At 73.6% G+C, this 26,135-nt stretch carries 23 protein-coding genes; 10 read left to right on the top strand and 13 right to left on the bottom strand.

Annotated elements, in window-relative coordinates; genetic code table 11:
- The first annotated feature begins 2 nt into the window (after positions 1-2).
- Complete coding sequence (locus tag Cs7R123_RS05605; RefSeq protein ID WP_212823973.1) at positions 3-1,322, top strand: lactate 2-monooxygenase; 1,320 nt, start codon at positions 3-5, stop codon at positions 1,320-1,322.
- Here the strand turns inward: Cs7R123_RS05605 and Cs7R123_RS05610 are convergent.
- Together Cs7R123_RS05610 and Cs7R123_RS05615 are read right to left on the bottom strand one after the other, a co-directional pair.
- Positions 1,294-1,881, bottom strand: coding sequence for a TetR/AcrR family transcriptional regulator (locus Cs7R123_RS05610; RefSeq protein ID WP_212823976.1), 588 nt, complete (start codon positions 1,879-1,881; stop codon positions 1,294-1,296). The two genes, Cs7R123_RS05605 and Cs7R123_RS05610, sit on opposite strands and share 29 nt — an antisense overlap.
- Positions 1,881-3,692 (bottom strand): acyl-CoA dehydrogenase, encoded by a 1,812-nt coding sequence (locus Cs7R123_RS05615; protein WP_212823978.1) that lies wholly within the window; start codon positions 3,690-3,692, stop codon positions 1,881-1,883. The genes Cs7R123_RS05610 and Cs7R123_RS05615 overlap by 1 nt, the downstream gene beginning before the upstream one ends.
- A gap of 296 nt (positions 3,693-3,988) precedes the next feature.
- Between Cs7R123_RS05615 and Cs7R123_RS05620 the strand changes: the two genes are divergently transcribed.
- The 4 genes from Cs7R123_RS05620 to Cs7R123_RS05635 all read left to right on the top strand — a co-directional run bounded on the left by Cs7R123_RS05620 (position 3,989) and on the right by Cs7R123_RS05635 (position 7,919).
- Positions 3,989-5,230: an EAL domain-containing protein gene (locus tag Cs7R123_RS05620; protein ID WP_212823980.1), complete on the top strand. Its 1,242-nt coding sequence runs from the start codon at positions 3,989-3,991 to the stop codon at positions 5,228-5,230.
- Positions 5,231-5,316: 86 nt separating this feature from the next.
- Entirely contained in the window at positions 5,317-6,609 is a 1,293-nt protein-coding gene (locus Cs7R123_RS05625) for a VWA domain-containing protein (protein ID WP_212823982.1), read from the top strand.
- 103 nt (positions 6,610-6,712) lie between these two features.
- Positions 6,713-7,375 carry a DUF1345 domain-containing protein gene (locus Cs7R123_RS05630; RefSeq protein ID WP_212823984.1) on the top strand — a complete coding sequence of 221 codons (663 nt, stop codon included), beginning with the start codon at positions 6,713-6,715 and terminating at the stop codon, positions 7,373-7,375.
- A 61-nt stretch (positions 7,376-7,436) separates the two neighbouring features.
- On the top strand, positions 7,437-7,919 hold the full coding sequence (locus tag Cs7R123_RS05635; RefSeq protein ID WP_212823985.1) for a hypothetical protein: 483 nt from the start codon (positions 7,437-7,439) through the stop codon (positions 7,917-7,919).
- 82 nt (positions 7,920-8,001) lie between these two features.
- On the opposite strand, the gene Cs7R123_RS05640 is transcribed toward Cs7R123_RS05635, so the two are convergent.
- The 6 genes from Cs7R123_RS05640 to Cs7R123_RS05665 form a co-directional block, all read right to left on the bottom strand.
- Positions 8,002-9,393, bottom strand: a complete 1,392-nt coding sequence (locus Cs7R123_RS05640) for a diguanylate cyclase (RefSeq protein WP_212823986.1) — start codon at positions 9,391-9,393, stop codon at positions 8,002-8,004.
- 123 nt (positions 9,394-9,516) lie between these two features.
- A complete protein-coding gene (locus tag Cs7R123_RS05645) occupies positions 9,517-9,894 on the bottom strand; it encodes a hypothetical protein (RefSeq protein ID WP_212823987.1) in 378 nt (125 codons plus the stop codon).
- Between the two features lie 111 nt (positions 9,895-10,005).
- Complete coding sequence (locus tag Cs7R123_RS05650) at positions 10,006-10,497, bottom strand: hypothetical protein (protein ID WP_212829307.1); 492 nt, start codon at positions 10,495-10,497, stop codon at positions 10,006-10,008.
- A 98-nt stretch (positions 10,498-10,595) separates the two neighbouring features.
- The gene (locus tag Cs7R123_RS05655; protein ID WP_244871632.1) at positions 10,596-12,236 is read right to left on the bottom strand and encodes an ABC-F family ATP-binding cassette domain-containing protein; all 1,641 of its coding nucleotides are present in this window, start codon (positions 12,234-12,236) and stop codon (positions 10,596-10,598) included.
- Between the two features lie 160 nt (positions 12,237-12,396).
- Positions 12,397-13,593: an MFS transporter gene (locus Cs7R123_RS05660; protein WP_244871633.1), complete on the bottom strand. Its 1,197-nt coding sequence runs from the start codon at positions 13,591-13,593 to the stop codon at positions 12,397-12,399.
- Between the two features lie 23 nt (positions 13,594-13,616).
- Entirely contained in the window at positions 13,617-14,042 is a 426-nt protein-coding gene (locus tag Cs7R123_RS05665; RefSeq protein ID WP_212823989.1) for a cupin domain-containing protein, read from the bottom strand.
- Between the two features lie 321 nt (positions 14,043-14,363).
- Here Cs7R123_RS05665 and Cs7R123_RS05670 point away from each other — a divergent pair, with 321 nt between their 5' ends.
- Positions 14,364-14,855 carry a DUF1203 domain-containing protein gene (locus Cs7R123_RS05670; protein ID WP_212823990.1) on the top strand — a complete coding sequence of 164 codons (492 nt, stop codon included), beginning with the start codon at positions 14,364-14,366 and terminating at the stop codon, positions 14,853-14,855.
- 69 nt (positions 14,856-14,924) lie between these two features.
- Here the strand turns inward: Cs7R123_RS05670 and Cs7R123_RS05675 are convergent, their stop codons facing one another.
- Positions 14,925-15,344 (bottom strand): RDD family protein, encoded by a 420-nt coding sequence (locus Cs7R123_RS05675; protein ID WP_212823992.1) that lies wholly within the window; start codon positions 15,342-15,344, stop codon positions 14,925-14,927.
- 228 nt (positions 15,345-15,572) lie between these two features.
- On the opposite strand from Cs7R123_RS05675, the gene Cs7R123_RS05680 reads away from it, so the two are divergent.
- A complete protein-coding gene (locus Cs7R123_RS05680) occupies positions 15,573-18,617 on the top strand; it encodes a bifunctional diguanylate cyclase/phosphodiesterase (protein ID WP_212823994.1) in 3,045 nt (1,014 codons plus the stop codon).
- A gap of 29 nt (positions 18,618-18,646) precedes the next feature.
- The gene (locus Cs7R123_RS05685) at positions 18,647-19,186 is read left to right on the top strand and encodes a hypothetical protein (protein WP_212823996.1); all 540 of its coding nucleotides are present in this window, start codon (positions 18,647-18,649) and stop codon (positions 19,184-19,186) included.
- Between the two features lie 7 nt (positions 19,187-19,193).
- Here the strand turns inward: Cs7R123_RS05685 and Cs7R123_RS05690 are convergent, their stop codons facing one another.
- Together Cs7R123_RS05690 and Cs7R123_RS05695 are read right to left on the bottom strand one after the other, a co-directional pair.
- Positions 19,194-19,760, bottom strand: a complete 567-nt coding sequence (locus tag Cs7R123_RS05690) for a carboxymuconolactone decarboxylase family protein (RefSeq protein WP_212828913.1) — start codon at positions 19,758-19,760, stop codon at positions 19,194-19,196.
- A gap of 106 nt (positions 19,761-19,866) precedes the next feature.
- Complete coding sequence (locus Cs7R123_RS05695) at positions 19,867-22,059, bottom strand: MMPL family transporter (RefSeq protein WP_212823998.1); 2,193 nt, start codon at positions 22,057-22,059, stop codon at positions 19,867-19,869.
- 140 nt (positions 22,060-22,199) lie between these two features.
- On the opposite strand from Cs7R123_RS05695, the gene Cs7R123_RS05700 reads away from it, so the two are divergent.
- Positions 22,200-23,297: an AI-2E family transporter gene (locus Cs7R123_RS05700; protein WP_212824000.1), complete on the top strand. Its 1,098-nt coding sequence runs from the start codon at positions 22,200-22,202 to the stop codon at positions 23,295-23,297.
- Here Cs7R123_RS05700 and Cs7R123_RS05705 read toward each other — a convergent pair.
- Positions 23,274-24,053 carry a TetR/AcrR family transcriptional regulator gene (locus Cs7R123_RS05705; RefSeq protein ID WP_212824001.1) on the bottom strand — a complete coding sequence of 260 codons (780 nt, stop codon included), beginning with the start codon at positions 24,051-24,053 and terminating at the stop codon, positions 23,274-23,276. The two genes, Cs7R123_RS05700 and Cs7R123_RS05705, sit on opposite strands and share 24 nt — an antisense overlap.
- Positions 24,054-24,170: 117 nt before the next feature.
- Here Cs7R123_RS05705 and Cs7R123_RS05710 point away from each other — a divergent pair, with 117 nt between their 5' ends.
- On the top strand, positions 24,171-25,697 hold the full coding sequence (locus Cs7R123_RS05710; protein WP_212824002.1) for an MFS transporter: 1,527 nt from the start codon (positions 24,171-24,173) through the stop codon (positions 25,695-25,697).
- A 142-nt stretch (positions 25,698-25,839) separates the two neighbouring features.
- On the opposite strand, the gene Cs7R123_RS05715 is transcribed toward Cs7R123_RS05710, so the two are convergent.
- Positions 25,840-26,106: a DUF4235 domain-containing protein gene (locus tag Cs7R123_RS05715; protein WP_212824003.1), complete on the bottom strand. Its 267-nt coding sequence runs from the start codon at positions 26,104-26,106 to the stop codon at positions 25,840-25,842.
- Positions 26,107-26,135: the final 29 nt, after the last annotated feature.

Below are 26,135 nucleotides of genomic sequence, written 5' to 3' on the forward strand. Positions count from 1 at the left end.
CGATGGCTGACGCAGCACCCACCAGTAATCCGGTGAACACGGCAGTCGCCGCGAGCGGCGGGTGGGGGCGGGTGCGGCAGGGCGCGATCTACCGCGACGGGGTCGGCGGGCGCCGCCCCGCCGTGCCGACGGCGTACCCGGAGCTGCGGGCGCGGGCCGAGCGGGTGCTCTCGCGCAAGGCGTACGCGTATGTCGCGGGCAGCGCCGGGATGGAGGCCACCGACGCGGCCAACCGGGCCGCGTTCGACCGGTGGCGGATCGTGCCCCGGATGCTGCGCGACACCTCGGCGCGCGACACGTCGGTGGAGCTGTTCGGGCGGCGGCTGAGCTCACCGCTGCTGCTGGCCCCGATCGGGGTGCTGGAGCTGGCGCATGCCGAGGCCGATGTGGCCGTGGGCCGGGCGGCGGCAGCCGTCGGGGTGCCCTACATCCTGTCCACCCAGGCGTCGCGGCCGATGGAGGAGGTCGCGGCGGCGATGGGCGACGCGCCGCGCTGGTTCCAGCTCTACTGGAGCCGGTCGGAGGAGCTTGTCGCCAGCTTCCTGGCCCGCGCCGAGGCGGCAGGGTGCGAGGCGCTGGTGGTCACCCTGGACACGACGCTGCTGGGCTGGCGCGCCCGCGACCTGGACCTGGGCTCGCTGCCGTTCAGCCGGGGGCAGGGCATCGCGCAGTACACCAGCGATCCGGTGTTCCTGCGGCTGGCCGCCGAGCGGGCGCGGCAGCCGAAGACCGGACCGAAGCCGCAGGTGACCCCGGCCGCGATCGGGTCGCTGATCTCGATCGCGCGGCGGCACCCGGGCAAGACGCTGCGCAACGTGGCCTCGCCGCTGCCGCGCGCCGCCGTGGAGACGTTCCTGGACGTCTTCTCGCGCCAGGACCTGACCTGGGGCGACCTGGCCCGGCTGCGGACGCTGACGAAGCTGCCGATCCTGCTCAAGGGCCTCCAGCACCCCGACGACGCCCGCCGCGCCCTGGACGCCGGGATGGACGGCGTGATCGTGTCCAACCACGGCGGACGGCAGGTCGACGGCGCGACCGGCTCGCTGGACGCGCTTCCCGGCGTCGTCGACGCGGTCGGCGGGCGGGTGCCGGTGCTGTTCGACAGCGGCGTGCGCGGCGGCGCGGACGTGGTGAAGGCGCTGGCGCTGGGCGCGCGGGCGGTCTGCGTCGGGCGGCCGTACTTCTACGGCCTGGCACTGGCCGGAGAGCAGGGCGTACGCGAGGTCGTCCAGAACCTGCGCGCCGAGCTGGACCTGACGATGGCGCTGTCCGGCTGCGCGTCGACGGCCGAGCTCAGCCCGGAGCTGCTGACCCGCGCGTGAGGCCGGTGAACACCACCGCGCACATCTCGTCGGCGATCTCGGCGGGGGTCTTCGGGCCGTCGGCGCGATACCAGGTCGGCATGCTGGTGGTGACCCCGAAGATCATCCACGAGACGGTCTCCGGGGACGCGGCGGCCGAGAAGTCGCCGCTGGCCTGACCGGCGCGGATGACGCCGCGGACCAGGTCCAGGTAGCGGCGCCAGTGCTCGCGCAGGGTCTGCCAGTGCGCCTGGTCCAGGCGGTTGGACTCGCGGCTGAACACGGCGGCGGCGGTGATGTTGTCGGCCGTGCTCGCCACGACGTCGGCGACGACGGCGCGCAGCGTGGCTTCGGGGGCCAGCCCCCGGGCGAGGATCGCCTCCAGGGCGGACAGCTGCGCGGCCAGCACCGAGCCGTAGATCTCGAAGAGCAGCTCCTCCTTGGACGGGAAGTAGTAGTAGAAGCTGCCCTTGGTGAGCCCGGCCCGGGTCACCACCTGCTGCACGGACGCGCCGTCGTAGCCCGCCTCGGCGAAGACGCCGATGGCGGCGGCGACCAGGCGCGAGCGCGCGTCGTCCATCAGAAAGCGTCCGCGGGGACGTCCATCAGCGCGTTGTCGGTGCGCTCCAGCACCGCCCGCCGGGCCGCGAGCCCCGGCAGCACGGTGACGGCGAAGAACCGGGCCACGGCGAGCTTGCCGGTGTAGAAGGCGGTGTCCGGCCCGGCCTGCGCCAGCGCCGCAGCCGCCACCGCCGCCTGCCGGGTGAGCAGGTAGCCGATGAGCAGGTCGCCGAAGCTCATCAGCAGGCGGGTCGTGTTCTGGCCGACGCGGTAGATCTCGGCGGGGCTCTCGGCGCTGTCGCGCACCCAGCCGAGCATGGTGGCGGCCATGGTGCGGACCTCGGTCAGCGCCTCGCGCAGCGCGGCGGTCTCGGTCTTGAGCTCCCCGCGCTGCTCCAGGCCGCTGACGAAATCCTCGATCTCGCCGGTGACCAGGTCGAACGCCACGCGGCGGTCACGGACGATCTTGCGGAAGAAGAAGTCCTGCCCCTGGATGCCGGTCGTGCCCTCGTACAGGGTATCGATCTTGGTGTCGCGCAGGTACTGCTCCATCGGGTAGTCCTGGAGGAACCCCGATCCGCCCAGCGTCTGGAGGGACAGCGCCAGCAGCTCGTAGGACCGCTCCGAGCCGACGCCCTTGACGATCGGCAGCAGCAGGTCGTTGACGCTGGCCCCGAGCTCGTGGCCGCGGTCGAGCCAGTCGGCGGTGTAGAGGTAGACCGCGCGCAGGCCCTCGGCGTACGCCTTCTGGAGCATCAGCATCCGGCGCACGTCCGGGTGGTTGTCGATGGTCACCCGGGGCGCGGTCTTGTCGGTCATGCGGGTCAGGTCCGCCCCCTGCACCCGCTGGCGGGCGTAGTCCAGCGCGTTGAGGTAGCCGGTCGACAGCGCGGCGATCGCCTTCACGCCGACCTGCATCCGAGCCGACTCGATCACCTTGAACATCTGCGCGATGCCGTCGTGCACCTCCCCGACCAGCCAGCCCTTGGCCGGCACGCCGTGGGCGCCGAACGTCAGCTCGCAGGTGGTGGAGACCTTGATGCCCATCTTGTGCTCGACGTTGGTGACGAACACGCCGTTGCGCTCGCCGAGCTGCCCGGTCTGCGGGTCGACGTGGAACTTCGGCACCAGGAACATGGACAGCCCCTTGGTGCCCGGACCGCCCGCGCCAGGGGTGTCGACCGGCCTGGCCAGCACGAAGTGCATGATGTTGTCGGCCATGTCGTGCTCGGCCGAGGTGATGAACCGCTTGACGCCCTCGAGGTGCCAGGAGCCGTCGGGCTGCGCGACCGCGCGGGTGCGCCCGGCGCCGACGTCGGAGCCCGCGTCGGGCTCGGTCAGCACCATGGTCGCGCCCCAGCCCTGCTCGATCATGTGTTCGGCGATGCGGCGCTGGTCGGGGGTGCCCATGGTGTGCAGCAGGCCGCCGAAGCCGGGGCCGCCGCCGTACATGTAGACCGGCGCGTTGGCGCCCTGGACGAGCTCGATCAGCGCCCACCACAGGGCGCGCGGCGCGGCGGTGCCCCCGGCCTCGACCGGCAGGTCCAGGCGCCAGAACTCGGCGTCCATGTACGCGCGGTACGCCCGGCGCAGCGACTCGGGCATGGCCACGGAGAACGTGGCGGGGTCGTAGCGCGGCGGGTTGCGGTCGCCGTCGGCGTACGAGTCGGCGATGACGCCGGTGGCGAGCCGGTCCACCTCGTCGAGCATGGTCGCGGCCGTGTCCCCGTCGAGGTCGGCGAAGCGCCCGCGCCCGAGGGCGGCGCCGGTGCCGAGCACCTCGAACAGGTTGAAGCGGAGGTCGCGCACGTTGCTGCGGTAGTGGCTCATCTGCGGCATCTCCCAGGGGCGGGGTGGTGACGCCCCGATCCCACCCGCCCGCCGCCCGGTTGTCAATACTGACCGGTCGGTATGTGTCGTCGGCGCAGGGGGATGATCGCGGTCTGCGGTCGTTTTCTGCCGTCCTGGCGCGCGCTCGGACCACAGACGGCGATCATCCCCCACGCCGCCGATCGCACATATCAGCGCGAAAGGTGCGAATCGTGCCGTGTCGGGCACTACCCTGGGACGAGCGGAAGGCCGCAAAGATCAACAAGCAGGGCGGGCACGCCCCAGAGGAGTCGTCCATGGCCGACGGTCGGTCGTCCGAGGCCGAGTTCGACGCGCTGATGCGGCGCGCCGCGCTCTATCCGGTGTTCCAGCCGGTCGTCGACCTGAGCACGGGCGACACCGTCGGCTACGAGGCGCTGATCCGCGGCCCGTCGGGCACCGCCTTCGCCACCCCGGAGCGCCTGTTCCGGCAGGGCGCCAAGGCCGGGCGGCTGGCCGAGCTCGACTGGGTCTGCCGTGCCGCCGTATGCCGCGCCGCGATCGCCTCCTGCCTGCCCCGGTATGTGCCGCTGTTCGTCAACACCGAGCCGGCCGCGCTGCTCACCCCGGCCCCGGCCCAGCTCATCGAGACGTTCCAGGGTGCGGCGCAGCAGTTGCAGGTCGTCGTCGAGATCTCCGCCCGGACGCTGGCCGAGGACCCGGCCGGGCTGCTCGCGGCGGTCTCGGGGGTGAGAGCCTCGGGGCTGCGCGTCGTGCTGGAGGACGTGGGCGACGAGAGCGTGCTGTCGATGCTGCCGCTGCTGAGCCCCGACGTGATCAAGTTCGACCGCGAGATCGTGCAGGACCGCACCACCCCGTCGGTGTCGGCGGTGGTCAACGCGGTGCTGGCCGAGGCCGAGCGCACCGGCGCCACGGTGGTGGCCGAGGGCATCGAGTCCGAGCAGCATCTCGCGGCCGCCCGGTCGATGGGCGCGACCCTGGGCCAGGGCTGGTTCTTCGGCCGCCCCGAGCCGCTGCCCGCCGAGCTGCCCGCCCAGGGCGCCGACCTGCCGCGGGTGCCGGTGGCCGAGGACGGCGGCACGCCGTACGAGATCGCCGCCGGACGCCGTCCGGTGCACCGCGCCGACCGGGACACCCTGGGCCACCTCAGCCGGCACCTGGAGAACCAGTGCCCGCGCCTGCCGGAGCCGCCGGTGCTGCTGGCCGCGTTCCAGCAGGCCGACCGGTTCGACGAGGCGACCGGTGAGCGGTACCGGCCGCTGGCGGAGCGGTCGGCCCTGACCGCGGTCTTCGCGCGGGGCATCGCCGACGCACCGGGCGACAGCATCTCGGGTGTACGGCTGGCCGACGACGATCCGCTGACCCGCGAATGGACGGTCGTGGTGGTGGGCGCCCACTTCGCGGGCGGCCTGTTCGCCACCGAGCGCGACCCGGGCCAGTACGACTACGTGCTCACCTACGACCGGGCGACGGTGCTGGCCGCCGCCCTGCCGCTGCTGCGGCGGATGATGCCGGAGGGTGCCGCGACCTTCTGGTGACATGGGCTTCGCCACGGGGCGCGACGAGCGCTGGACACGGGTTCCTACTGTCGCTGCCGAATCTGTAGCGTCCGAAGGAGAAGCCTGTGCACATCTCCGCGCACCTCGACGTCGACGTGGTGGCCGTCGAGACCGACGACCAGCTGTCGGTGCTCATCGAACTGACCGCCCCGCCCGCCGCCGACGACGGCACGCCGAGGCAGCCGTCGACGCTGCAGGTGGTGCTGGACCGCAGCGGCTCCATGCGGGGCGGCCGGCTCGACGGTGCCAAGGCCGCGCTGCTGGGCCTGATCGACCGGTTGTCGCCGCAGGACAACTTCGGCCTGGTCGCGTTCGACGACCGGGTCGAGGTGACGGTGCCCGCCGGGCCACTGGCCGACAAGGCCGCCGCCAAGCGCGCGATCGAGCAGCTCACCCCGCGCGGCAGCACCGACCTGTCGGCCGGATACCTGCGCGGGCTCCAGGAGGCGCAGCGGGTGGCCGGGCCCGGCGGGGGCAGCCTGCTGCTGGTGTCCGACGGGCACGCCAACGCCGGGGTGACCGATCCGGACACCCTGGCCGGGGTCGCCGCCAAGGCGTACGCCGGGAAGATCACCTCCACCACGCTGGGGTTCGGGCTCGGCTACGACGAGCGGCTGCTGTCGGCGATCGCGCGGGGCGGGTCCGGCAACGAGCTGTTCGCCGAGGAGGCCGACACCGCCGGGGCGCTGATCGCCGGGGAGGTCGACGGCCTGCTGTCGCAGACGGCCCAGGCGGCCTCGCTGCGGATCACCGTGTCGCCGCAGGTGCGGTCGGTCCAGATCGTCAACGACCTGCCGGTGACGGCGGCCGGTGACGCGGTGCTGGCCGAGCTCGGCAGCTTCTACGCCGAGGAGACGCGCAAGCTGCTGCTGGTGTTCGACATCCCGGCGATCGCGGCCCTCGGGCTGGCCGAGGTGGCGGTGTGCGAGTTCACCTGGGTCGAGCTGCCGTCGCTGACCCAGCACACGGTACGGGTCCCGCTGCACGTCAACGTGGTGCCGGGCGACCAGGCGGCGGGCCGGGTGCCCGACGCGACGGTCCGCACCGAGCTGGTGTACCTCCAGGTGCAGCAGGCCAAGCGGCGCGCGTCGCGGCACCTGAGCACCGGGGCGTCCGGGGCGGCGCTGGACGAGATCCGCCAGGCGCAGCGCGCGGTGGACGCGGCGATGGCGGCCGCGCCCGACGCGCTGCGCGCCGACCTGGTCGAGGAGTCGTCGTCGCTGGCGTACCTGGCGGAGCAGACCGAGCAGGGTGACCTCGCGCGGGCGGCGAAGTACTCGTCGTCGAACGCGGCGTACAAGTCGCGCAGCCGGGGCCGCGAGGTCCCGCCGCAGGGGCCGAGCCAGCCGAACGCGTGAGGCACCGCGGTGACCAGGTTCGAGGCTGCATGTCACCTTGCCGGTCGCCTGACCTGGCCGAACCGTCACCCACGGCGGCCGCAGCGCCTAGAGTCAGCGGCATATGAAGGCCTCGCAAAGGCTGATGGGCCGCCACGCACCGGCGCTGCGCCGCGCCGTCGTGGCCGGCTGCCTGGGGATCATCACGGCGCTGGCGGTCACGACCTTCGCGTCCTGGCAGCTGGCCCTGGTCGCCGGCTGGGACGCCACCGCCCTCACCTTCCTCATCGCCGTCTGGCCGATGGTGCTGACCAGCGACGCCGAAGCCACCGAGGAGATGGCCTCCACCGAGGACGACACCCGCACCGCGGCCACGCTGGTGCTGCTCGCCGCCAGTGTCGGCAGCATCCTGGGCGTCGTGGCGACCCTGCCGTCGGCCGCGCACGAGCACGGGCTGCGCAAGGGCGCGCTGATCGCGGTGGCGGTGCTCACGATCCTGCTGTCGTGGATCGTCGTCAACACCGTCTTCCTGCTGCGCTACGCCGACCTGCAGTATTCGCCGCGCAGCGACGGCATCGACTTCGGCCCGGCCACCGGCGCACACCCCACCTATCTGGACTTCGCCTACGTCGCGTTCACCATCGGCATGACCTACCAGGTCTCGGACACCACCATCCGCGATCCGCGCATCCGGCGCACCATCATCGTGCACTCGCTGCTGGCGTACCTGTTCGGCGTGGTGATCGTCGCGGGCGCGATCAACCTGTTCTCCGGGCTGGCCCGCTGAGGTGTCGGCATGGCGTCTCGGCGGCGGGCGGACGCCGGACGCGGTCCTAACATCCACCGGTATGAGGCTCCGAATCGCCCTCGCCAGCACCGTCGCGGTGCTCGCATCGATCCTCGTGGCGCCCGCCGCCGCGCACGCCGCCCCCGACTCCATCGCCTGCTCGGCCGCGGGCAGCTACAGCAAGGTCATCGGCGGCACCCCCACCACCTTCTGGCTCGTGGGCACCGTCGGCAGCTACCGCTACTGGCACGTGGTGCTGCCCTCGGGCGGCGAGCTGTACCAGCGCAGCTACGTCGTGCGGTGCAGCGGCGACACCATCGCCTGGTCGGCCGACCTCACCCCGACCAGCGGCGACGCCGACCACTGCGGCACCACCTCCACCACGCTGTCCCAGTACGTCGGGTCGCACACGGGCCTCGTCCCGTTCCTGTCCTGGTACCTGGAGTACGACTACCACTACTGGCACGTCAAGCGCTGGGTGTTCACGGGCACGTTCGCGGTGCTGGTGTACGACCACTCCGAGGTGGCCGCCTGCCTGACCTGACCGTCAGGTCGACCGGTCGAGCTGCGACAGGATCACCGGATCGGTGATCCTGTCGTCGCCGAGCAGCAGCCCGTACGGGTGCTCAGGCCGACACGCGCACCTCGATCTGGTCCTCCTGCTTGGCCAGGTACATCGCGTCGTCGGCGCGGCGCAGCGTCACCTCGGCGGGCTCGCCGCGGCGGCGTACGGCGACCCCGACGCTAATCGCGTTCCCCACCTCCCGCGCGGCCGCGGCCAGCCGCCGCGCGACCCGTGTCGCCTCGGTCTCGTCCGGGACGTCGAGCACCGCCACGAACTCGTCGCCGCCCACCCGGAACAGCTCGTCACCGGCGCGCAGCGTCCCGCGCAGGGCCTTGGCGAGCCGGATCAGCAACCGGTCCCCGGCCGCGTGGCCCATCGTGTCGTTGACCTTCTTGAAGTCGTCGATGTCGACGACCAGCAGCGCGGTGCGCCCGGCACGGGCGGCGGCCAGGCGCTCGGTGAACGGGCCGAGGTGCGGCAGGCCGGTCAGCGGATCGGAGTCGGCCATCGACTTCAGATGGTCCAGCGTGGACAGCCGCTCGTAGCAGACGGCGGCGTTGGCCATGAGCAGTTGCAGCACGCTGACGGTGCCGGAGCCGACCCGGACGGCGAGCCGATCCATGATCAGCATGGCCGCGTCGGCGAGCGGGCTCTCGGCCGTGCCGCGTACGGGCACGGCCACCAGCGTGCGCACGCCCGCCCCGATCAGCGGCTCGAAGCCCCTGGCGTCCAGCAGGTCCGGATCGCCCAGGGTGTGCCCGGCACCGTGGCGGCACACCGCGTCGATCATCTCCGACAGCCGGTGCGGTTCGAGGCCCGCCACGTGCGCGGCCAGGTCGGGGGTGTCCGGGGCGGTGTACCCGGCGGCGAGGGCGAGGTCGGGCACCAGCCACTCCGTCGTGTCGGCGGCCCGCCGGACCAGCAGCGCCGCACTGCCCAGGCCGGAGACGTCCACGGCCGCCTCGCAGGCCAGCTCGGCCAGCTCGCGCCGGTCGCGGGCGTCGGCGAAGGCGAGGGTGTATCGCAGCGTGCGCTCCGCCCGCGACTCCACGGGCGGTCCGCCCAGTTCGGCGATGCGCTCACCGAGCCGCAGGCCGAGGTCGACCAGTCCGTTGCGCCACTCGTCCAGCCCCGGCATGAGCCGGTCGAACTCCAGGTTGAGCACGCCGATCGGGGACTGGGCCTGGCGGCGGATCGGCGCGCAGACCACGGACCCGACCGGCAGGCGCTGGTGCAGGCCCGCGTACTCGATGGAGGCGTCGCCGATGGAGACGGCCCGGCCGGTGGCCAGCACGCGGCCGACGATGCCGTAGTGCACCGGCACGGTCTGCGGCGCCTGCCACGCGCCGCTGCACGCGACCAGCGACAGGTGGGTGCCCGACACCAGCAGCGCGTCGACGGGGCTGCGGGTGTGCGCGTTGAGGATCGATACGGCCGTGTTGCAGGCACGCACCGCCGAGTCGCAGTCGGCGATGGCCAGCGCGACGTCGTCGAAGATGTTCGGCCCGATCGTCTCTCCCCCGCCGCTGCTCCGGGCGATTCACACCGATTACGATGCTACGCCCGTTTCACTGTTTCAGTTGGGCGGCGCCGGGGTCAGCGCGGCGGTACGCGCCAGCAGGTGCAGGAACGCGTCCAACCGGCGCTCGGCGTCGGCCAGCTCCGCGTCGAGATCCGGATGCGCCTGGTAGAGCACCTGGTCCGACCAGAAGTCGTCGGTCAGTTCGCCCAGTTCCCGCAGCTCGCCTTCGTCGATCGTGCGGCGGCACGCCTCAGCCAGCGGTCCGCCGTGACCCGCGAGCGCGAGCAGGACCCGGTCGATGCGCTCGACCGCGAACCGGACCCGGCACAGCCGGTGGGTGAGATCGGTGCCGTGACGGATCACGTCGATCTCTGCGTGCAGTGCCGCGGCGAGCTCCCGCTCGCGGTCGTCCCATACCACACTGCCGTACATATAGGCCATTATCGGCGTATAGCGTCGCGCTGACCGTTGACGCGGCCGAATGAACATGCAGGTGGTGTGCGTGGTCGTGCCGCACCGCACGGGTACGGCACGACCACCCGGTCACCGCGACGGCGTCGGTGACGGCTGCTGCGGCACGGTCGGCGCCTGCGGCACCGGCACCTGCGGCGGCATCTGCGGGTTCCCGGGATTACCCGGATAGCCGGGGTAACCGGGGTTGCCGGGATAGCCGGGGAAACCGGGCTGGCCCGGATAGCCCGGCTGGCCGGGGAAGCGGTGATCGCGGTCGGACCATGGACCGCGGTCCTCGCGGTCGGACCACGGACCGCGGTCCTCGCGGTCGTAGCCGCGGTGGTGCCTGCCCCAGTCGCCGCGGTCGCCGCCGTGCATGTGCGCGACCGCGCCCACGAAGCAGGCGCCCAGCAGACAGCCCAGGATCAGCCCCGCCAGCCCGGCGAGGACCGCCGGAATCGCCCAGTGCCGGCGGACCGGCACGGGCGGCGGGACGGGCGGACCCGGTGGTGCAGGTGGTGCGGGTGGTACCGGTGGCACCGAGGCCGTCGTGGCCTCGGGGTCGGCAGCGGAGTCAGCCATGCCCACAGCATGAGCCGCGAACCTCAAGACCAGCTGTCAACCCGCGAAACCGGGGCCCCGCGCCCGACATCGGCGCCCTCGCATCCGGACTTCCGCGCCTACGGCAGCTCATCCGGCACGGATCCGTGCTCGTCACCCAACCGCAGCTCGCGGCCCTGCCACCGGCGGCGCAGCCAGCGATCGTGACTGGCGACGACGACCGCGCCCGGCCCGGTGCCGAACGCCTCCTCCAGCTCGTCGGCCAGCCGCGGCGAGAGGTGGTTGGTCGGCTCGTCCAGCAGCAGCAGCTCCGGCGGGTCGGCCACCAGCAGCGCCAGCGCCAGCCTGCGCCGCTGCCCCACCGACAGGTCGCCGACCCGGGCACCGAGGTCGCGCGCGGCCAGCAGACCGAGCCCCCGCAGCGGCACGGCCTCCGCCCGCTGCGCGCCGAGCGCCAGCTCGTACTCCTGCTGCACGGTGCGGTCCGGGTCGCCGACCGCGGTGTCCTGCGTGAGCAGCCCGACCGTCAGGCCGCGCCGCCGCGTCACCGCCCCGGCCGCCGCCAGCCGCCCGGCCAGCACCGACAGCAGCGTCGACTTGCCCGTCCCGTTGCCGCCGGTGACCAGCAGCCGGTCGCCCGCGACCAGATCGAGGCGGGCCAGGTCCAGCCGGCCGGGCACGGCCACGTCCCGCAGCGACAGCAGCAGCCCGTCGGCGGCCTCGGCCGCCAGCGCGCCCGAGCGCAGCCGCAGCGGCTGCGGCGGTTTGCGGACCTGGTCGCGTTCCAGCTCGTCCAGGCGGCGGGCGGCGTCGCGGACCCGGCGCGAGATCTGGTTCTGCACCCGGCCCGCGGTGTGCCCGTACCCCATCTTCTCGCTGTCGCGTCTGGCCCGGCCCGGCGCGACCTGGTGCGCGGTGACGTCGACGGCCCGGCGCAGCTGCGCCAGCTCGTCCTGCTCGGCCTCGAACCGCCGCTGCCAGCGCTCCCGCTCGGCCCGCTTCTCGGCCAGGTATGCGGTGTAACCGCCGCCGAAGCGGACCGGCCCGTCGGCGGACGGATCGAGGTCGACCAGGTCGGTGCAGACGGCGTCGAGGAACGCCCGGTCGTGGCTGGCCAGCACCACCGCGCCGGGCAGGCCGCGCAGCTGCTCCTCCAGGAAGGACGCCGCGTCGTCGTCGAGGTGGTTGGTCGGCTCGTCCAGCAGCAGCGCGGCCGGGCGGCGCACCAGCAGCGCGGCCAGGGCCAGGCGCCCGCGCTGGCCACCCGACAGCGTCCCCAGCGCCCGGTCGTGGCCGAGCGCGCCCAGCCCCAGCCCGGCCAGCACCAGCCCGGCCCGCCGGTCGGCGTCCCAGGCGTCGTGCTGCTCGGCCCGGTCCAGCCGCTCGCCGTACTCGGCCAGCAGGTCGGGGTAGCTCGGCGCGTCCGGCGGGATGTCGGCCAGGTCGCGGCTGAGCCGGTCGAGCGCGGCGAGGTCGTCGCGGGACTCCCGCAGCGCGTCGTCGAGCACGTCGGCGATGGTCGCACCGGGCTCGAACGGCATCTCCTGGTGCAGGAAACCGAGGTCGGCCGGGCGTACGACGGAGCCGCCGTCGGGCTCGTCCACCCCGGCCAGCAGGCGCAGCAGGGTGGACTTGCCGGTGCCGTTCTCCCCGATCAGGCCGATGCGGCGGCCGGGGGCGGCGGTCAGGCTGACCCCGTCGAGCACGCGGCGCGTGCCGAGGGTGCGGACGAGGTCATGGGCGAGCAAGGGAGCAGACATGGTTGACACCACCGAGGAAGGTTCGGTTCGACCACCCGCCGGGCGGAGCCTCGGGCGCGGGTGCGGGAAGGTGTCAACGGATCACATCGCCGTCGACGGTACCCGCCGCCCGGACCCGCCCGCAACGCGATAGCCGCGCCCGGGGCCCGGCTCACACCCGTCAGGCCGACGGCGCGGCGGCATCCGGTGCCGGTCGCGGCACCACCAGCGGCCCCCGGCTGCCCCAGGCCCAGACCCCGAGCGCGAAGCAGCACAGCACCACGCCCGCGAGCGACGTCGCCGTCCACCCGCCCGCCGACCACAGCACGGTCGCCGCGGCCGAACCGAGCGCGCCGCCGATGAACGTGCAGGTGACGTACGCGGTGTTGAGCCGGCTGCGCTCCTGCCGCGACACCGCGAACACCCGGGTCTGGTTGAGGATGCCCTGCGCCTGCACCGCCACGTCCAGCACCACGATCACCACGATGATCAGCAGCACCGACCGGCCGGCGAACGCCGCCGCGACGAACGACAGCAGCGCCAGCGCCCACGCCGCACCCGTCGCCGGGATCGACCAGCCCCGGTCGTGCCACCGCCCGGCCCGCTGGGCGGCCACCGCCCCGGCCAGGCCGAACAGGCCGAACAGACCGATCACCGAGACCGGGTATCCGAACGGCGGCCCGCTGAGCAGGAACGTCAGCGAGGTCCAGAACATGGTGAACGCCCCGAACCCGGTCGCGGCCAGCACCAGCGTCCAGCGCACGGTCCGCTCGCGGGCCACCGCCCGGCCCACCGAGGCGATGAGCGCCGGATAGGACATGCTCGCCTTCGGCGCCAGCGACGGGACCGCCCGGTGTAGCAGCACCGCCAGCAGCACCGCGGCCGCCGCCGCCAGCGCGTACACGGTGCGCCAGCCCGCCGCGCCCGCGACCAGGCCGCTGACGGTGCGCGAGGCCAGGATGCCGGTGAGGATGCCCGACACCACGACACCCACGACCCGGCCGCGGCTGGCGTCGTCGGCCAGATCCCCGGCCAGCGGGGTGAGGATCTGCCCCGACACCGTGGTCATGCCGACCACCGCGAGGGCCGCGAGCAGCACGCCCATCGTCGGTGCCAGCGCGCACGCCGTCAGCGCCGCGGCCGCGCACAGCATCATCGCCGGGATGAACCGGCGCCGGTCCAGCACGTCGCCGAGCGGCACGAGCAGCAGCACCCCGGTCGCGTAGCCGACCTGGGTGGCCGTGATCAGCCAGCCCGCCCGAGCGGCGGAGGCGTGCAGGTCGGCGGCGATGAACCCCAGCAGCGGCTGGGCCCAGTACAGGTTGCCGACCGCCGCCCCGGCAGCCAGCGCGAACAGGAACGTCAGGCCGCGCGTCATCGCCGGCTGCGCCGGTGCCGCCGTCATCCGGCCACGCCCGCCTGCGCCGCCCCGGAGCCGTACTCCTCGTCGGTGACCAGCTCGCCCCACTCGGTCTCGGGGCCGGCACCGTCGTCGGGGCCCTCCCACATGGCCAGGTGGGTCATGAAGTGGTCGGGTGCGGCACCGTGCCAGTGCCACTCCCCCGGCGGGGTGTGGATCGTGTCGCCGCACCGGATGGCCATCACCTGCCCGCCCCGGGCCTGGACCAGGCCGGTGCCCTCGGTGACGTACAGGGTCTGGCCGACGGCGTGCCGGTGCCAGCCCGTACGCGCGCACGGGGCGAAGTGGACGCTGTTGACCCGCAGCCGCGACGGCGGCTCACCCCGGGCGATCACGTCGAACCAGACGTCGCCGGTGAACCACTCGGCCCGGCCCTTGACCGACGGGGCCTGCTCGACGATCTTCATCACGTCCTCCTCGGCTGGGGCCGCGCCTGCTCAGCGGACGAGCTTGATAGTGGACGCCCGCGCCGACGGGGCGACCATCGGGTCCACCTCATGGGCGCCGTCGCCCCACCCATCGTCGCCTCGCCGCGGCCCCGCCGCAGGTCAGCGTGCAGTTTCGGGGAAACTGCACGAAAGGCGCCCAAGATTCCCGCACTTTCCCCGAAACTGCACGAACCCCGCGCCGTGCGGGCCCCGGCATGGGAGTGCGGGGCGGGGGCAGGGGCAGGATGCCGTGTCCGATCTCCGCCGGAGATCGGGGCGGGGGTCGGTGAGGCTGGAGGCATGACGACGGATTATGTGGTGCGGGCGATCAGCCCGGCGGTGGTGGCGCAGTTGCGGCGGTTCGACGACGCGAGGCGGCCGCCCCGGCTGTCGATCGACGCCGAGGGCGGGGCGCCGTTACGGTGCTGCCTGCGCCGCAGCGAGCCGGGTGAGGCGCTGGCGCTGGTGTCGTACGCGCCGCTGCGCCGCTGGGCGGCCGGCACCGGCGCCGATCCCGGGCCGTACGACGAGGTGGGTCCGGTGTTCATCCACGCGGAGCAGTGCGCGGGCCCGGCGGACGCGCGGTTCCCGGCGCATATGCACGCCGGGCCGAGGGTGCTGCGGGCCTATGACGGGCAGGGCCGGATCCTGCGCGGCGAGCTGGTGCAGGTGCTCGACGCCGGCACGGCGGACGCGGTGGCCGGTGAGCTGTTCGCCGATCCGGCGGTGGCCGTGGTCCACGTCCGGGCGGTCGGCTTCGGCTGCTTCATGCACGAGCTCCAGCGGGTGTGATCCGATGCCGTGGACGCGGGGTGCTGCCGGAGCGGCACCCCGCGTCCACGATCGCGGATCACGACTCGGTCAGGCGCGGGCGACCGCCGGTTTCGCCGCCTTGATCACGACGGTGCCGATGAGCTTGTCGGCCAGCGTCTGCCGCTTGGCGTCCCACAGCGGGAACAGCCAGCCGATGTGCAGCGCGAGGCTGTCGGCCACGTGCGCCGCGTCGCGCACCACCGCGGGCAGCACCCCGATGGGGTCGTGCGTGCGGTCGTACACCAGGCTGATCCCGGCCAGCCTGCGCCCGAGCGACTGCCCGGTGCGGCCGCCGAGGTACCACCGGTTGGCGCCCAGGACCACGAGTACGAGCAGCGTGGCCAGATCGGCCGCGACGCTGTCCTGCGCGGCGGCGCCGGTCAGCCCGACCGCCGCCACCACCGCCGTGACGAGCATGACGTCGATGACGAAGGCGGCGGCCCGCAGGGGCCAACTCGCGTACGGCACAACACCCTCCTAGATCGGCCACAGGGTAGATCACCTTCGGCGGCCGCGCCGCCCCGAGGGACCGCGCACGACGCGCACATTTCGTGACTCTCAGATTACTCACAGCATTTTGGGGTACAGGTTGACCGTGGGCATCCACCGGCGCCGCAGGTCAGGGGCGTGGTAACCGGTCGCGCGGGACGCGGAGGACAGCCCGGCAGCAGTCAGACCCGCGCGAGGGAGGGGGACATGCTCCCGAGGGCGATCGTGATCTATGCAGGATTGTGGATCGTGGGGCTGGTGGGGTTCTTCGTCCTGCCCGCTCCCGCCGACGACGTGGTGTGGTCAGCGGTCGGCGCCTGCTCCGCCGCCGCCATGGCGTACGGCGTCGCGCACCACCGGCCCGTCCCGGCGCGACCCTGGTGGCTGCTGTGCGCCGCGGTGTCCCTGCTGTTCCTCGGCGACACCGTCTACGCCGCGCTGACCGATACCCGGCACGTCGCCGAGCTGTTCCCCTCGGCGGCCGACCTGTTCTACCTGGCCATGTACCCGGTGCTGGCCGCCGGGCTGCTGGGGCTGGCCGGGCCGCGCGGCCGGCGGCGACGGCCCGCGATCCCGCTGGACACCATGATCCTGGTCAGCGGCCTGGGACTGCTGACCTGGATCTTCCTGATCACGCCGCACCTGGCCGACCCCGGCCTCACCGCCGTCCAGCGACTGCTCTCGGTCGCCTACCCCGTCGGCGACGTGCTCGTGCTGGCCACCATCGGCCGTCTCATCGTGGTGCGCCGGTTCACCCCGGCCGTGCTCCTGATCGTCGTCGGCGCCGCCGGGCTGCTGGTCACCGACCTCCTGTACGCCCTGTCCCACCTGCGCGGCCACGGCCCGGCGGGCGGCCCCGTGGACCTCGGCTGGCTGCTGTTCTACGGCGGCTGGGCCGCCGCCGCGCTGCACCCCTCGATGGTCGAGCTGACCCGGCCGCCGACTGCCCCGCGCCGGCTCAGCACCGCCCGCCAGGTGTCGCTGCTGGCCGCCGCCCTGCTCCCCTCGGCCCTGCTGGTGTACGAGGCCGCCCGCGGCGGCGTCCTGCACACCCCGGCGATCGCGGTCTGCGCCAGCGTCACCACCGTCCTGGTCGGCGCCCGTTTCTACACCATGATCGGCGATCGGCGCGGCGACACCGCCCGTGCCGACATCGTGCGCGCCACCTCGGCGAGCCTGGTCGCCGCCCACGACGTGCACAGCGTGCGCACCAGCCTCGCCGACGCGGTCGGCCGCCTGGCCGGGGGCGAACCGCACACCTTCCGCATGATCATGGGGGCGCACGCCTGGCCCCGCCAGGACGGCGTCGCCGCCTGCGCCCTCACCGAGACCGCGGCCCTGCCGCCCGTCGCCGCCGCCGCGATCACCCCGTTCCCGCACGCGCTGGTGTGCCCGATCGACCTGGGCCGCGACGCCGAGGCCACCGCCGAGCACGGCGCGGTGCTGGTCGGCGGCGACCTCGAACTGCTGCAACTGCTCCAGGGACCGGTCGAGACGCTCTCGGCTCAGGCCGTGCTGGCCCTCGACCGGATCGCGCTGGCCCGCCAGATCACCCAGCGCGACAGCGAGCAGTACTTCCGCGCCCTGGTCCAGAACGCGACCGACGTCATCCTCATCGTCGACGCCGACGACCTGCGCATCCGCTACGCCAGCCCGTCCGCGGCGAGCCTGTTCGGCCCGTGCGAGCTGCTCGGCGCCGACCTGGTCGAGCAGACCGGGCCCGACGGGCGCTCGGCCGTACGCGACCAGCTCAAGACCGCGCCGGTCGGCCCGGCGGGCAGCGTCGCCGACTGGGCCGTGCTGCGCTGCGACGGCCAGCACGCCGAGGCCGAGGCGATCTGCCGGGACCTGCGCGCCGAGCCTGCCATCGCCGGGATCGTGGTGACCCTGCGCGACGTGACGGTGCAGCGGCGGCTCCAGCGGGAGATGGCCTACCACGCCTACCACGACTCGCTGACCAGGTTGATGAACCGGACGGCGTTCCGGCGCCGGCTGGCCGACGCCACCGCGCGGGCGCACCGGGTCGGCGCGCTCGCGGGCGTGCTCTACCTCGACCTCGACGACTTCAAACTGGTCAACGACACCCTCGGGCACGAGGCCGGGGACCGGTTGCTGCGGCTGGTGGCCGAGCGGATCGTGCACGCGCTGCGGCCGTACGACACGGCCGCGCGACTGGGCGGCGACGAGTTCGCGGTGCTGGTCGAGGACGCCCCGTCGCGCCAGACCGTCTACGGCGTGGCCGACCGAGTGGTGGCCGCGCTGGCCCGGCCGTTCGACCTCGACGGGCGCCTGGTGTCGGGCCGGGCCAGCGTCGGGGTGTCGTTCACCAGCGACGGCCACGACGGCGCCGACCTGCTGCGCCAGGCCGACGTCGCGCTCTACGCCGCCAAGGCCGAGGGCAAGGGCCGCTGGCGCCGCCACGACCCGAGCCTGGACACCCAGACCGCCGAGCGGATGCAGCTGCGCGCCGAGCTGGAGCAGGCCCTGCCCGGCGGCCAGTTCCTGCTGGAGTACCAGCCGATCGTGCGGCTGGCCGACCGCGCCACCGTGGGCTTCGAGGCGCTGCTGCGCTGGAACCACCCGGCGCGCGGCCGGCTCATGCCGGGGCAGTTCATCGAGATCGCCGAGGACACCGGCGCGATAGTGGCCATCGGCAACTGGGCGCTCGGCGAGGCGGCCGCGATGGCGGCGACCTGGCCCGCCGTCGACGGCACCGCGCCGTACGTCAGCGTCAACGTCTCCGCCCGGCAGTTCCGCACCAGCGGATTCGCCGCGCACGTGCTGCACACCCTGCGGGCCACCGGCCTGCCCGCCGGGCGGCTGCTGCTGGAGATCACCGAGACCCTGCTGCTGCGCGACGACGAGCAGGTCTGGCACGACCTGGCCAGCCTGCGGCAGGCGGGCATACGCGTGGCCATAGACGACTTCGGCACCGGCTACTCGGCCCTGAACTACCTGCGCCACACGCCCCTGGACGTGGTGAAGCTCGACCGGGTCTTCACCAGCAGCATCACCACCTCCCAGTACCAGGCGGACCTGGTGGCGGGCATCCTCACGCTGGCCCGCCGGATGAACCTGGACGCCATCGCCGAGGGCATCGAGCAGCAGTCCGAACTGGACCACCTGCTGCGCGCGGGCTGCCCCTACGGCCAGGGCTACCTGTTCGCCCGCCCCATGTCCGGCGAGCAGGCCCGCGACCACCGGTCCTCGCCGCGAGCCTCCGGGCAACCCGGATCGCCGCCGGATGCGTAGTCTCTTCGAACGTGAGCGCGACTTGGGGAATGTCACGACGTGACGCGGGGCTCTCCGCCGCCGTACTGGGCTTCTTCGCCGCGTCCTGGTTCGGGTGGGCGCAGGCGGACCCGCCCGCGTGGGCGCCGGCATGGCTCGGCGCCGCGAGCGGGCTGTGCTGGCTGGTCGCCGCGGCCGGCCTGGTGCTCGGGCTGCGTTCGCGGGACACCGCGCCCCGCGAACGGGCCACGTGGCGGCGGTTCGGCGTCGTCGTCGGGATCGAGTTCGCCGCCGCGGGCGCGGGCGCGGGACTGCTGGCCGCGCTCGGGCAGGCCGACTACATCCCGGTGTGGGTGTGCGCGGTGGTCGGCGTCCACTTCCTGCCGCTGGTCCCGATCTTCGGCTACGGCGGCTACCGGGTGCTCGCGGCCGTGCTGACGGCGGGCGCGCTGGTCTCGCTCACCGTCGCGGCGACCACCGACGTCGCACCGAGCACGGTCACCGGCGTGGTCGCGGGCACGGTGCTGCTCGGCTTCGCCGTGAGCGACCTGGCCCGCCTGCGCCTGATCGCCCCGGAACCGGCGGCCTGACCGGCGGTCAGGACGCCGCCGGGACGGCCTCGCGGGACAGGACGCCCAGGTAGCCGTTGGCGACGATCAGCCTGGCGCGCTCGTTGTAGAAGTCCGGGTCCTCCGGCAGCGTCGTGGCCAGGCCGTCGACGTACCGGTTGAACATGCAGAACGCCGCCGCGATCAGCACCGTGTCGTGGATCTCGACGTCGGAGGCGCCCTCGGCCTTCGCCGCGGCGACGAGTTCGGCGGTCACGGCGCGGCCGGTGCGCTGGACCGCGCCCGCGATCGCCAGCAGCGCGTGCATCTTCGCCGAGACCGGGGCGGCCCCGGCGTCGTCGCGCACCTGCTCGACCAGCGCCATGCCGTCCGGCAGCTGCGCCGCGGCGTAGGCGGCGTGCGCGGAGTAGCAGTAGGTGCACTCGTTGAGCCCCGACACGTACGCCGCGATCAGCTCGCGCTCGCCCCTGGTCAGCGTGCTCGGCCCGCACAGCAGCACCTCGACGAGCGCGTTGAGCGGCCCGGCGGTCTCGGGGCGGAACCGGAACAGACCCCGGATGCCGGGCTGGTCGGTCGGCAAGGTCACGTGCGGCATCGTGTACCCCCACAGGTCGGACAGCGCCCGGCCCACCACCGCGACGCACCGCCGCCCAGCTTATCGATCCACGTGAGTCAGTCAACCGTCTGTTGTGGACGCCACGTCAGGACGCCTGCGGCTGCTCGGCGGGGTCGTGGCGGGTATGCACCACCCGGCGTACCCGCCGCGCGTCGCCCGCCCAGTCCATCAGCGACAGCAGCGCCGGGGCGAGCAGCGACCGGACGACGAACGCGTCCACGATGATCCCGACCGACAGCGCGAACGCCAGCTCCCGGAACGGCCGCAGCGGCACGACCGCCAGCAGCGCGAAGCTGACCGCCAGCGTCACCGCGGCGGTGCGGATGGCCCGCGCCGACTGCGGCAGCGTGATCGCCAGCGCCTCGCGCAGCGGGCGCCTGCGGGCCTCCCGCCAGGCGGGGCCGATGCCGAAGATGTTGTAGTCCGATCCCAGCGCCACCAGCAGCACGGCCGCGGCGAACGGCACGTAGAAGGTCAGCCCGTCGGCTCCCAGGTGGTCCTGGAAAAGCCAGGTGGTGGCGCCGAGCGTCGCGCCGATGGCCAGGACGCTGCACGCCAGTAGCGCCAGCGGCACGACCAGCGCGCGCAGGAACAGCATGAGGAACAGCAGGTTGGCCGCGAGCGCCGCCAGCGCGATCCGGCCGAGGTCGGACACGGTCTGGTCGACGATCACCTTCGCGATCGCGGTGTCGCCGCCCAGGCTCGCCCGCACCCCGGACAGGCCCGCGGACCGCAGCAGCCCCGGCAGTTCCCGTTCGAGCCCGGTCAGCGTGCGCACGGCGGTCGCACCGAGCGGTTCGTCGGCCAGCACCAGCAGATACCGTGCCGCAGACCCGTCCTCGGCCCGGAACAGGTTGAGCTCGGTGGGCACGGACCTGTCGGCGGGCCCGACGACCGCGGCGACGCCGGGCACCTCGGCCAGCAGCTGCTGAAGCCGGTCGAGCTGCTGCTGCCGGGTGGCGACGCCGTCGCCCTCCAGCAGCACCTCGGTGGGCGACAGGATTCCGGCCGCGAACCCCTGCTCAGCCTGCGCGGCCGCCTGGCGGGTCGGCTGGTCGGCCGGCAGCGCCTCCACGAACGACACTCCCAGCCCCAGGTGCCGGGCGGGCAGGGTCGCCGCCACCAGGCCCCCGACGCACAGCAGCAGCACCGGCAGGGCGACCCAGGGGCGGGTCAGCAGGCGCGCCCACCGGCCGCTGCCCGGCTCGGGCTCGACGCGCTCGGCGACCGGCCGCCCCGGCGCCCACAGCGCCGCCGGGCCGAGGATGGCCAGCAGCGCGGGCACCAGCGTGACCGACACGACCATCCCGATCAGCACCGCCACGGCCATACCCGGGCCGAACGCCCGGAACGCCGCCGACCCCGCCACGATCAGCACGCCGGTGCCCGCCGCCGCGGTGGCGCCCGCCGTGGCGATGATCGGGGTGAACCTGGCTCCGGCCTGCGTGGCCGCGTCCAGCCGGTGCTCCCCGGCGGCCAGGCGGCTGCGGAACCCCGACAGGTAGAACACGACGTAGTCGGTCACGACGCCGAGCAGCAGGGCCACCAGCAGCGGCTGGGTCTCTTGCGGCACGGGCGTGCCGAGCCGCTCGGCCAGCGCGCCGCCGACGTGGATGGTGAGCATGACCGCGATCCCGGCGACCCCGAGCGCGAGCAGCGGCGCGAGCAGCGACCGGAACGCCAGCGCGACGATGATGAAGACCGCCGCCACGGTGACCGCTTCCAGCCACGGCAGCGACGACAGCACGATCTCGCCCTGCTCCACCCGGGCCGGAACCGAACCGGTGACCCCGATGACGGCGTCGTCGGCGTCGTAGTGCGCCGCGGCGAACCGGCGGGCGGCCTCGACCTGGTCGGCGAAGTCCACGTCCGGGGCGGTGAACAGCATCGTGACGATGGTGGTGCCGTCCTCGTGCGAACCGGGGACCAGCTTCAGCGTGTTCATCACCGGCACGGCGGCCAGGATCGGCTTCGCGTCGGCGAACGTCCCGTCGGTGACTGCCTGGGCGCGCGCGATCGCCTCGGCCTGGACCTGCGCCGACAGCCCTTTCGGGTCGCGCTGCACGACCGCGACCCGGCTCAGCAGCGGCAGCCCGAACTTCTCGAACGAGCGGACCTCGCTGCGGATCGCCGGGTTGTCCACCGCCACCAGCTGGCCGAGGTCGCTGCCGCCCTGGCCGAGCGCGGGCAGGTTGACCACGGCGGCGGCCGTCACGGCCAGCCACCCGAGCACCACCGGCCAGCGCAGCCACACCACCAACCGGGCGTACAGGCTCATCGGTCAGACCTCCGGGGTGCTCGTCGCCGCCGCGGCCGGTGCCGCTCCCGCCAGCGATGCCCACGGCCGGGGCGGGCAAACCTCGGCGCGACCGGAACCGGCACGTTTGCCGGGGCGTGGGCCGGGGCAACCCGCAACAGGTGAGCAGACCTCGGGTCACCTCGGCGGAGATGTTCCGCTGGTCGGCGGCGGCAGCGTGCGGAGTCGCGGCGGTGGGCGCCGCCGCGGCGGTGCTGTGGGCCGTACGCGGCGTGCTTGTCCTGGTCCTGGTGTCGCTGTTCGTCGCGGTGAGCCTGGACCCGGCGGTGCGCTGGCTGGTCCGCCACCGCGTACGCCGCCCCTATGCCGTCACCGCGATCCTCGTCCTCGTGCTGGCCGGTGCCGCCGTGCTGTCCGCCGGGGTCGGGCCGCCACTGGCCCGCCAGGCCGGCGACCTGGTCAAGGACCTGCCCGGCTACATCGCCGGGCTCGACGAGCGGTCCCCGGTCTTCGGCGAGCTCAGCGCCCGCTACGGGCTCGGCGACCGGCTCAACGAGCTGGCCTCCTCGGTGCCCGAGTGGATCGCCGTCAACCTGCTCAGCCTGTTCCAGACCTTTCTGGACGGACTGGCCACCACGGTGACGGTCGTGGTCGTGTCGCTGTACTTCCTGGCCGACCTGCCCCGGCTGCGCCGCCGCGCCCAGCTCATGGCCCCTGACCGGCACCGCGAGCGGGTGCGGCGCATCGTCGACACGGCCGTCGACAAGGTCGGCTCGTACATGATCGGCAATGTGGTCGTGTCGCTGATCGCCGGCGCCGTCGCGTATGCCGGCCTGGTGGTCCTCGACATCCCGTTCGCGCTGCCGCTCGCGCTGATCGTCGCGGTCACCGACCTGATCCCGCTGGTCGGGGCGACCCTCGGCATGGCGGTGTGCGGCCTGGTCGCCGCGATGGCCGTCGGACTGTGGCCCGCGGCGGTCGCGATCGTGGTGTGGCTGCTGGTGTACCAGCAGGTGGAGAACTACTGGATCGTGCCGCGGGTGATGCGCCGCAGCCTGGACATGCCGTCGCTGGCCGTGCTGCTCGCGGGCCTGATCGGCGCGGCGCTGCTGGGCCTGATCGGCGCGCTCATGGCGATCCCGGTCGCCGCCACCGCCAAGGCCGTGCTCGCCGAGCTGCGCACCCCGCTGCCACCACCGGGCCACATACCCGCCCAGACCGCCGCCGACCCCGAGCTAGCCGGCGTCCTCGATGAATAGGCCTGTCTCCGAGCCGTTCTTCACGTCGATGAAGGCGGCCATGCCGTCGAGGATGCGGGCCAGCCCGAACCCGAAATAGGCCGCCGGATCCTGGGGCTCGTCCATCGCACCGGCGTCGATCGCCTGGCGCAGCATGGGAAACCGGTCGGCCCGCACCAGATGCCGCATGAGGCCGCCGAACTCGGCGTTCACCGCCTCGACGGACCCTCCCTGTGCCCGTGCGGCCTCGACCATCTGGCCGCGCAGCATGGCGTCGTACCGGACGTAGCCGAGGACCAGCATCAGCAGGGAAAGCTTCTCCCGCTCGGCGAGCCTGGTGCCGGCCAGGGCGCGCAGGCCGGTCTCCATCCAGGCGAGCTGGCGCGGCGTGGCCGGGGGCGCGGCGATGGGGACCTGCAGAATCCACGGTTCCGCCAGGTACAGGGCGAACGTCGCGTGGGCCCAGCGCTCGACCGCGGCCCGCCACGCCTCGTCCGGCGCCTTGGGGTGCGGCGGCTCGCCCGCGGCCGCCTCCAGCATCAGCAGGACCAGTTCGTCCTTGTTGGCGACGTACCGGTAGAGCGTCATCGCCGAGGTCGAGAGCTCCGCGGCCAGCCGCGGCATCGACACCGCGGCGAAGCCCTCGGCGCGGGCGACCCCGACGGCCGCCGTCACGATCAGGTCGACGCTGAGTGTCGGCTTCGGGCCCCGGGTGGGGCGCTCCCGCAGACCCCAAGCCCGTTGCAGGGCACCGGGTACGGGGTTGGTCTCGGGCATCGACGCTGCTTCTCCTTCGGGCTTGACCCCCATCCTATTACCGCGTATACCTTAAGCAATTACGCGTAAGCCTTACGCAGTAAGCCGCCATGCTGGGGGGAAGCCGTGCGACACGCCATGCCGGAGGCAGCGACGCCACGAGCGGGGCAGCGGGAGTGGATCGGGCTGGGCGTCCTCATCCTGCCGCTGCTGCTGGTCTCGATGGACGTCTCGGTTCTCTACTTCACCGTTCCGTTCATCAGCCGCGACCTGGCACCGAGCAGCACCGAGCAGCTCTGGATCTTCGACAGCTACGGGTTCGTGCTGGCCGGTCTCCTGATCACCATGGGCTCGCTCGGTGACCGCGTCGGGCGGCGCCGATTGCTCATGCTCGGGGCGCTCGGGTTCAGCGCGGCCTCCGCGCTGGCGGCGTACTCCGGCAGCGCGCCCATGCTGATCGCCGCGCGGGCGGTCCTGGGCGTCGCCGGCGCCGCCCTGATGCCCTCGACACTGGCCCTGGTCCGCAACATGTTCCACGACGAGAAGCAGCGCTCCACCGCCATCGCCGTCTGGACCGCCGTGATGGCCTCCGGCATCGCGCTGGGACCGATCATCAGCGGCCTGCTGCTCGAACACTTCTGGTGGGGCTCGGTCTTCCTGATCAACGTGCCGGCGATGGTCCTGCTGCTGACCCTGGCCCCCGTCCTGCTGCCGGAGTACCGCACCCCCGGGCAGGGTCGGTTCGACCTGGCCGGCGCGGGTCTCTCGGTCGCCGCCGTGCTGCCGGCCATCTGGGGGATCAAGGAGATCGCCGCACACGGCGCCGACCCGCTCCGGGCCGCCGCCGTCGTGGCCGGTCTGGTGATCGCGGTGCAGTTCGTCCGGCGCCAGCGGCGGCGGCCGGACCCGATGCTGGACCTCGCCGTCCTGCGCCGCTCCGCGTTCGCCGGGTCGGTGCTGGCGAGCCTGCTCGCGACGTTCGCGATGGTCGGTTTCGCGGTGCTGTCCACCCAGTATCTGCAACTGGTGCTCGGCCTGAGCCCGCTGCGCGGGGCAATGTGGAGTCTGGTGCCGACCGTCGGTGTCGGCGCGGCTGCCCCGATCGCGTCGACCCTGGCCCGGCGCGGCGTGCACCGCACGAAGATAGTCACTGCCGGGTTCGTCGTGGCGGCCGCCGGTTTCGCCCTGCTCAGCACGGTGCCGGTCAAGTCGGGCCTGGTGGTGTGGCTGATCGGTTCCGGAATCTACGCGGCCGGCCTGGTCGTCGTGCTGTCCACCGCCACCGAGCTGGCCATCGGCACGGTCCCACCGGAACGGGCCGGAGTGTCATCGGCCCTGATGGAGACCGCCACGGAGTTCGGCGGCGCCCTGGGCATCGCCCTGCTGGGCAGTGTCGCCACCGCCGTCTACCGCACCCGCCTCGGCGAGCAGGTGCCGGCTGCCGCCCGCGAGACCCTGGGCGGAGCCATGGCCACCGCCGCCCGCCTGTCCCCGCCCGCGGCCGACGAGCTGCTGCGCTCCGCCCGCGACGCGTTCGTGGCCAGCATGCACGTCGCGGTCTGGACCAGCACCGCGATCATGCTGCTGGCCGCCGCCGCAGCGCTCGCCAGCCTGCGCCCGGCCGCCGATGCCCCGCAGCCGCCCGACCCCGCACTCGCCACCTGAGCCCCGGAAACGTTCTGGCCGAGTTGCCGGGCACGTTCTGGTCGAGTTGCCGGGCAATCGGGGGAATCGGCACCGCGCATTCCCCCGATTGCCCGGCAACTCGGCGCAGACTGCTCGGCAACTCGGCGAAGAAGGGCTCGGGTCAGTCGGGCCAGCGGCCGGTGAGTGATCTGACGGCGTGGGCGCCGCCGCGGTCGACGGTCGCCTTGACCAGCCCGAAGATCGCACCCTGCACCGCCGCGGCGGCGAGGATCTCACCCCAGCCCCGCGTCGGGTCGGTGGCGTGCGGGGCCTCGGACGAGCCCGAAGCCACCGCCCACACCCGTCTGAAGGCCGCGGCCGCGACCACACCGGCCAGTGCGCCTCCGATCAGGCCGATCGGCTTGTAGACCAGTGTCTGCTTGTTCATGCCGAGCGCATACCCGGTCGGGGGCGGTT

The organism is Catellatospora sp. TT07R-123 (assembly GCF_018327705.1).
Lineage (GTDB): Bacteria > Actinomycetota > Actinomycetes > Mycobacteriales > Micromonosporaceae > Catellatospora.

What these genes read in the sequence shown, in the direction of transcription:
- Cs7R123_RS05605 (WP_212823973.1), top strand. Translation starts at nt 3, where the DNA reads ATGGCTGACGCAGCACCCACCAGTAATCCGGTGAACACGGCAGTCGCC.
- Cs7R123_RS05610 (WP_212823976.1), bottom strand. Translation starts at nt 1,881, where the DNA reads ATGGACGACGCGCGCTCGCGCCTGGTCGCCGCCGCCATCGGCGTCTTC.
- Cs7R123_RS05615 (WP_212823978.1), bottom strand. Translation starts at nt 3,692, where the DNA reads ATGAGCCACTACCGCAGCAACGTGCGCGACCTCCGCTTCAACCTGTTC.
- Cs7R123_RS05620 (WP_212823980.1), top strand. Translation starts at nt 3,989, where the DNA reads ATGGCCGACGGTCGGTCGTCCGAGGCCGAGTTCGACGCGCTGATGCGG.
- Cs7R123_RS05630 (WP_212823984.1), top strand. Translation starts at nt 6,713, where the DNA reads ATGAAGGCCTCGCAAAGGCTGATGGGCCGCCACGCACCGGCGCTGCGC.
- Cs7R123_RS05635 (WP_212823985.1), top strand. Translation starts at nt 7,437, where the DNA reads ATGAGGCTCCGAATCGCCCTCGCCAGCACCGTCGCGGTGCTCGCATCG.
- Cs7R123_RS05645 (WP_212823987.1), bottom strand. Translation starts at nt 9,894, where the DNA reads ATGTACGGCAGTGTGGTATGGGACGACCGCGAGCGGGAGCTCGCCGCG.
- Cs7R123_RS05650 (WP_212829307.1), bottom strand. Translation starts at nt 10,497, where the DNA reads ATGGCTGACTCCGCTGCCGACCCCGAGGCCACGACGGCCTCGGTGCCA.
- Cs7R123_RS05655 (WP_244871632.1), bottom strand. Translation starts at nt 12,236, where the DNA reads ATGTCTGCTCCCTTGCTCGCCCATGACCTCGTCCGCACCCTCGGCACG.
- Cs7R123_RS05660 (WP_244871633.1), bottom strand. Translation starts at nt 13,593, where the DNA reads ATGACGCGCGGCCTGACGTTCCTGTTCGCGCTGGCTGCCGGGGCGGCG.
- Cs7R123_RS05665 (WP_212823989.1), bottom strand. Translation starts at nt 14,042, where the DNA reads ATGAAGATCGTCGAGCAGGCCCCGTCGGTCAAGGGCCGGGCCGAGTGG.
- Cs7R123_RS05670 (WP_212823990.1), top strand. Translation starts at nt 14,364, where the DNA reads ATGACGACGGATTATGTGGTGCGGGCGATCAGCCCGGCGGTGGTGGCG.
- Cs7R123_RS05680 (WP_212823994.1), top strand. Translation starts at nt 15,573, where the DNA reads ATGCTCCCGAGGGCGATCGTGATCTATGCAGGATTGTGGATCGTGGGG.
- Cs7R123_RS05685 (WP_212823996.1), top strand. Translation starts at nt 18,647, where the DNA reads ATGTCACGACGTGACGCGGGGCTCTCCGCCGCCGTACTGGGCTTCTTC.
- Cs7R123_RS05690 (WP_212828913.1), bottom strand. Translation starts at nt 19,760, where the DNA reads ATGCCGCACGTGACCTTGCCGACCGACCAGCCCGGCATCCGGGGTCTG.
- Cs7R123_RS05695 (WP_212823998.1), bottom strand. Translation starts at nt 22,059, where the DNA reads ATGAGCCTGTACGCCCGGTTGGTGGTGTGGCTGCGCTGGCCGGTGGTG.
- Cs7R123_RS05705 (WP_212824001.1), bottom strand. Translation starts at nt 24,053, where the DNA reads ATGCCCGAGACCAACCCCGTACCCGGTGCCCTGCAACGGGCTTGGGGT.
- Cs7R123_RS05710 (WP_212824002.1), top strand. Translation starts at nt 24,171, where the DNA reads ATGCCGGAGGCAGCGACGCCACGAGCGGGGCAGCGGGAGTGGATCGGG.
- Cs7R123_RS05715 (WP_212824003.1), bottom strand. Translation starts at nt 26,106, where the DNA reads ATGAACAAGCAGACACTGGTCTACAAGCCGATCGGCCTGATCGGAGGC.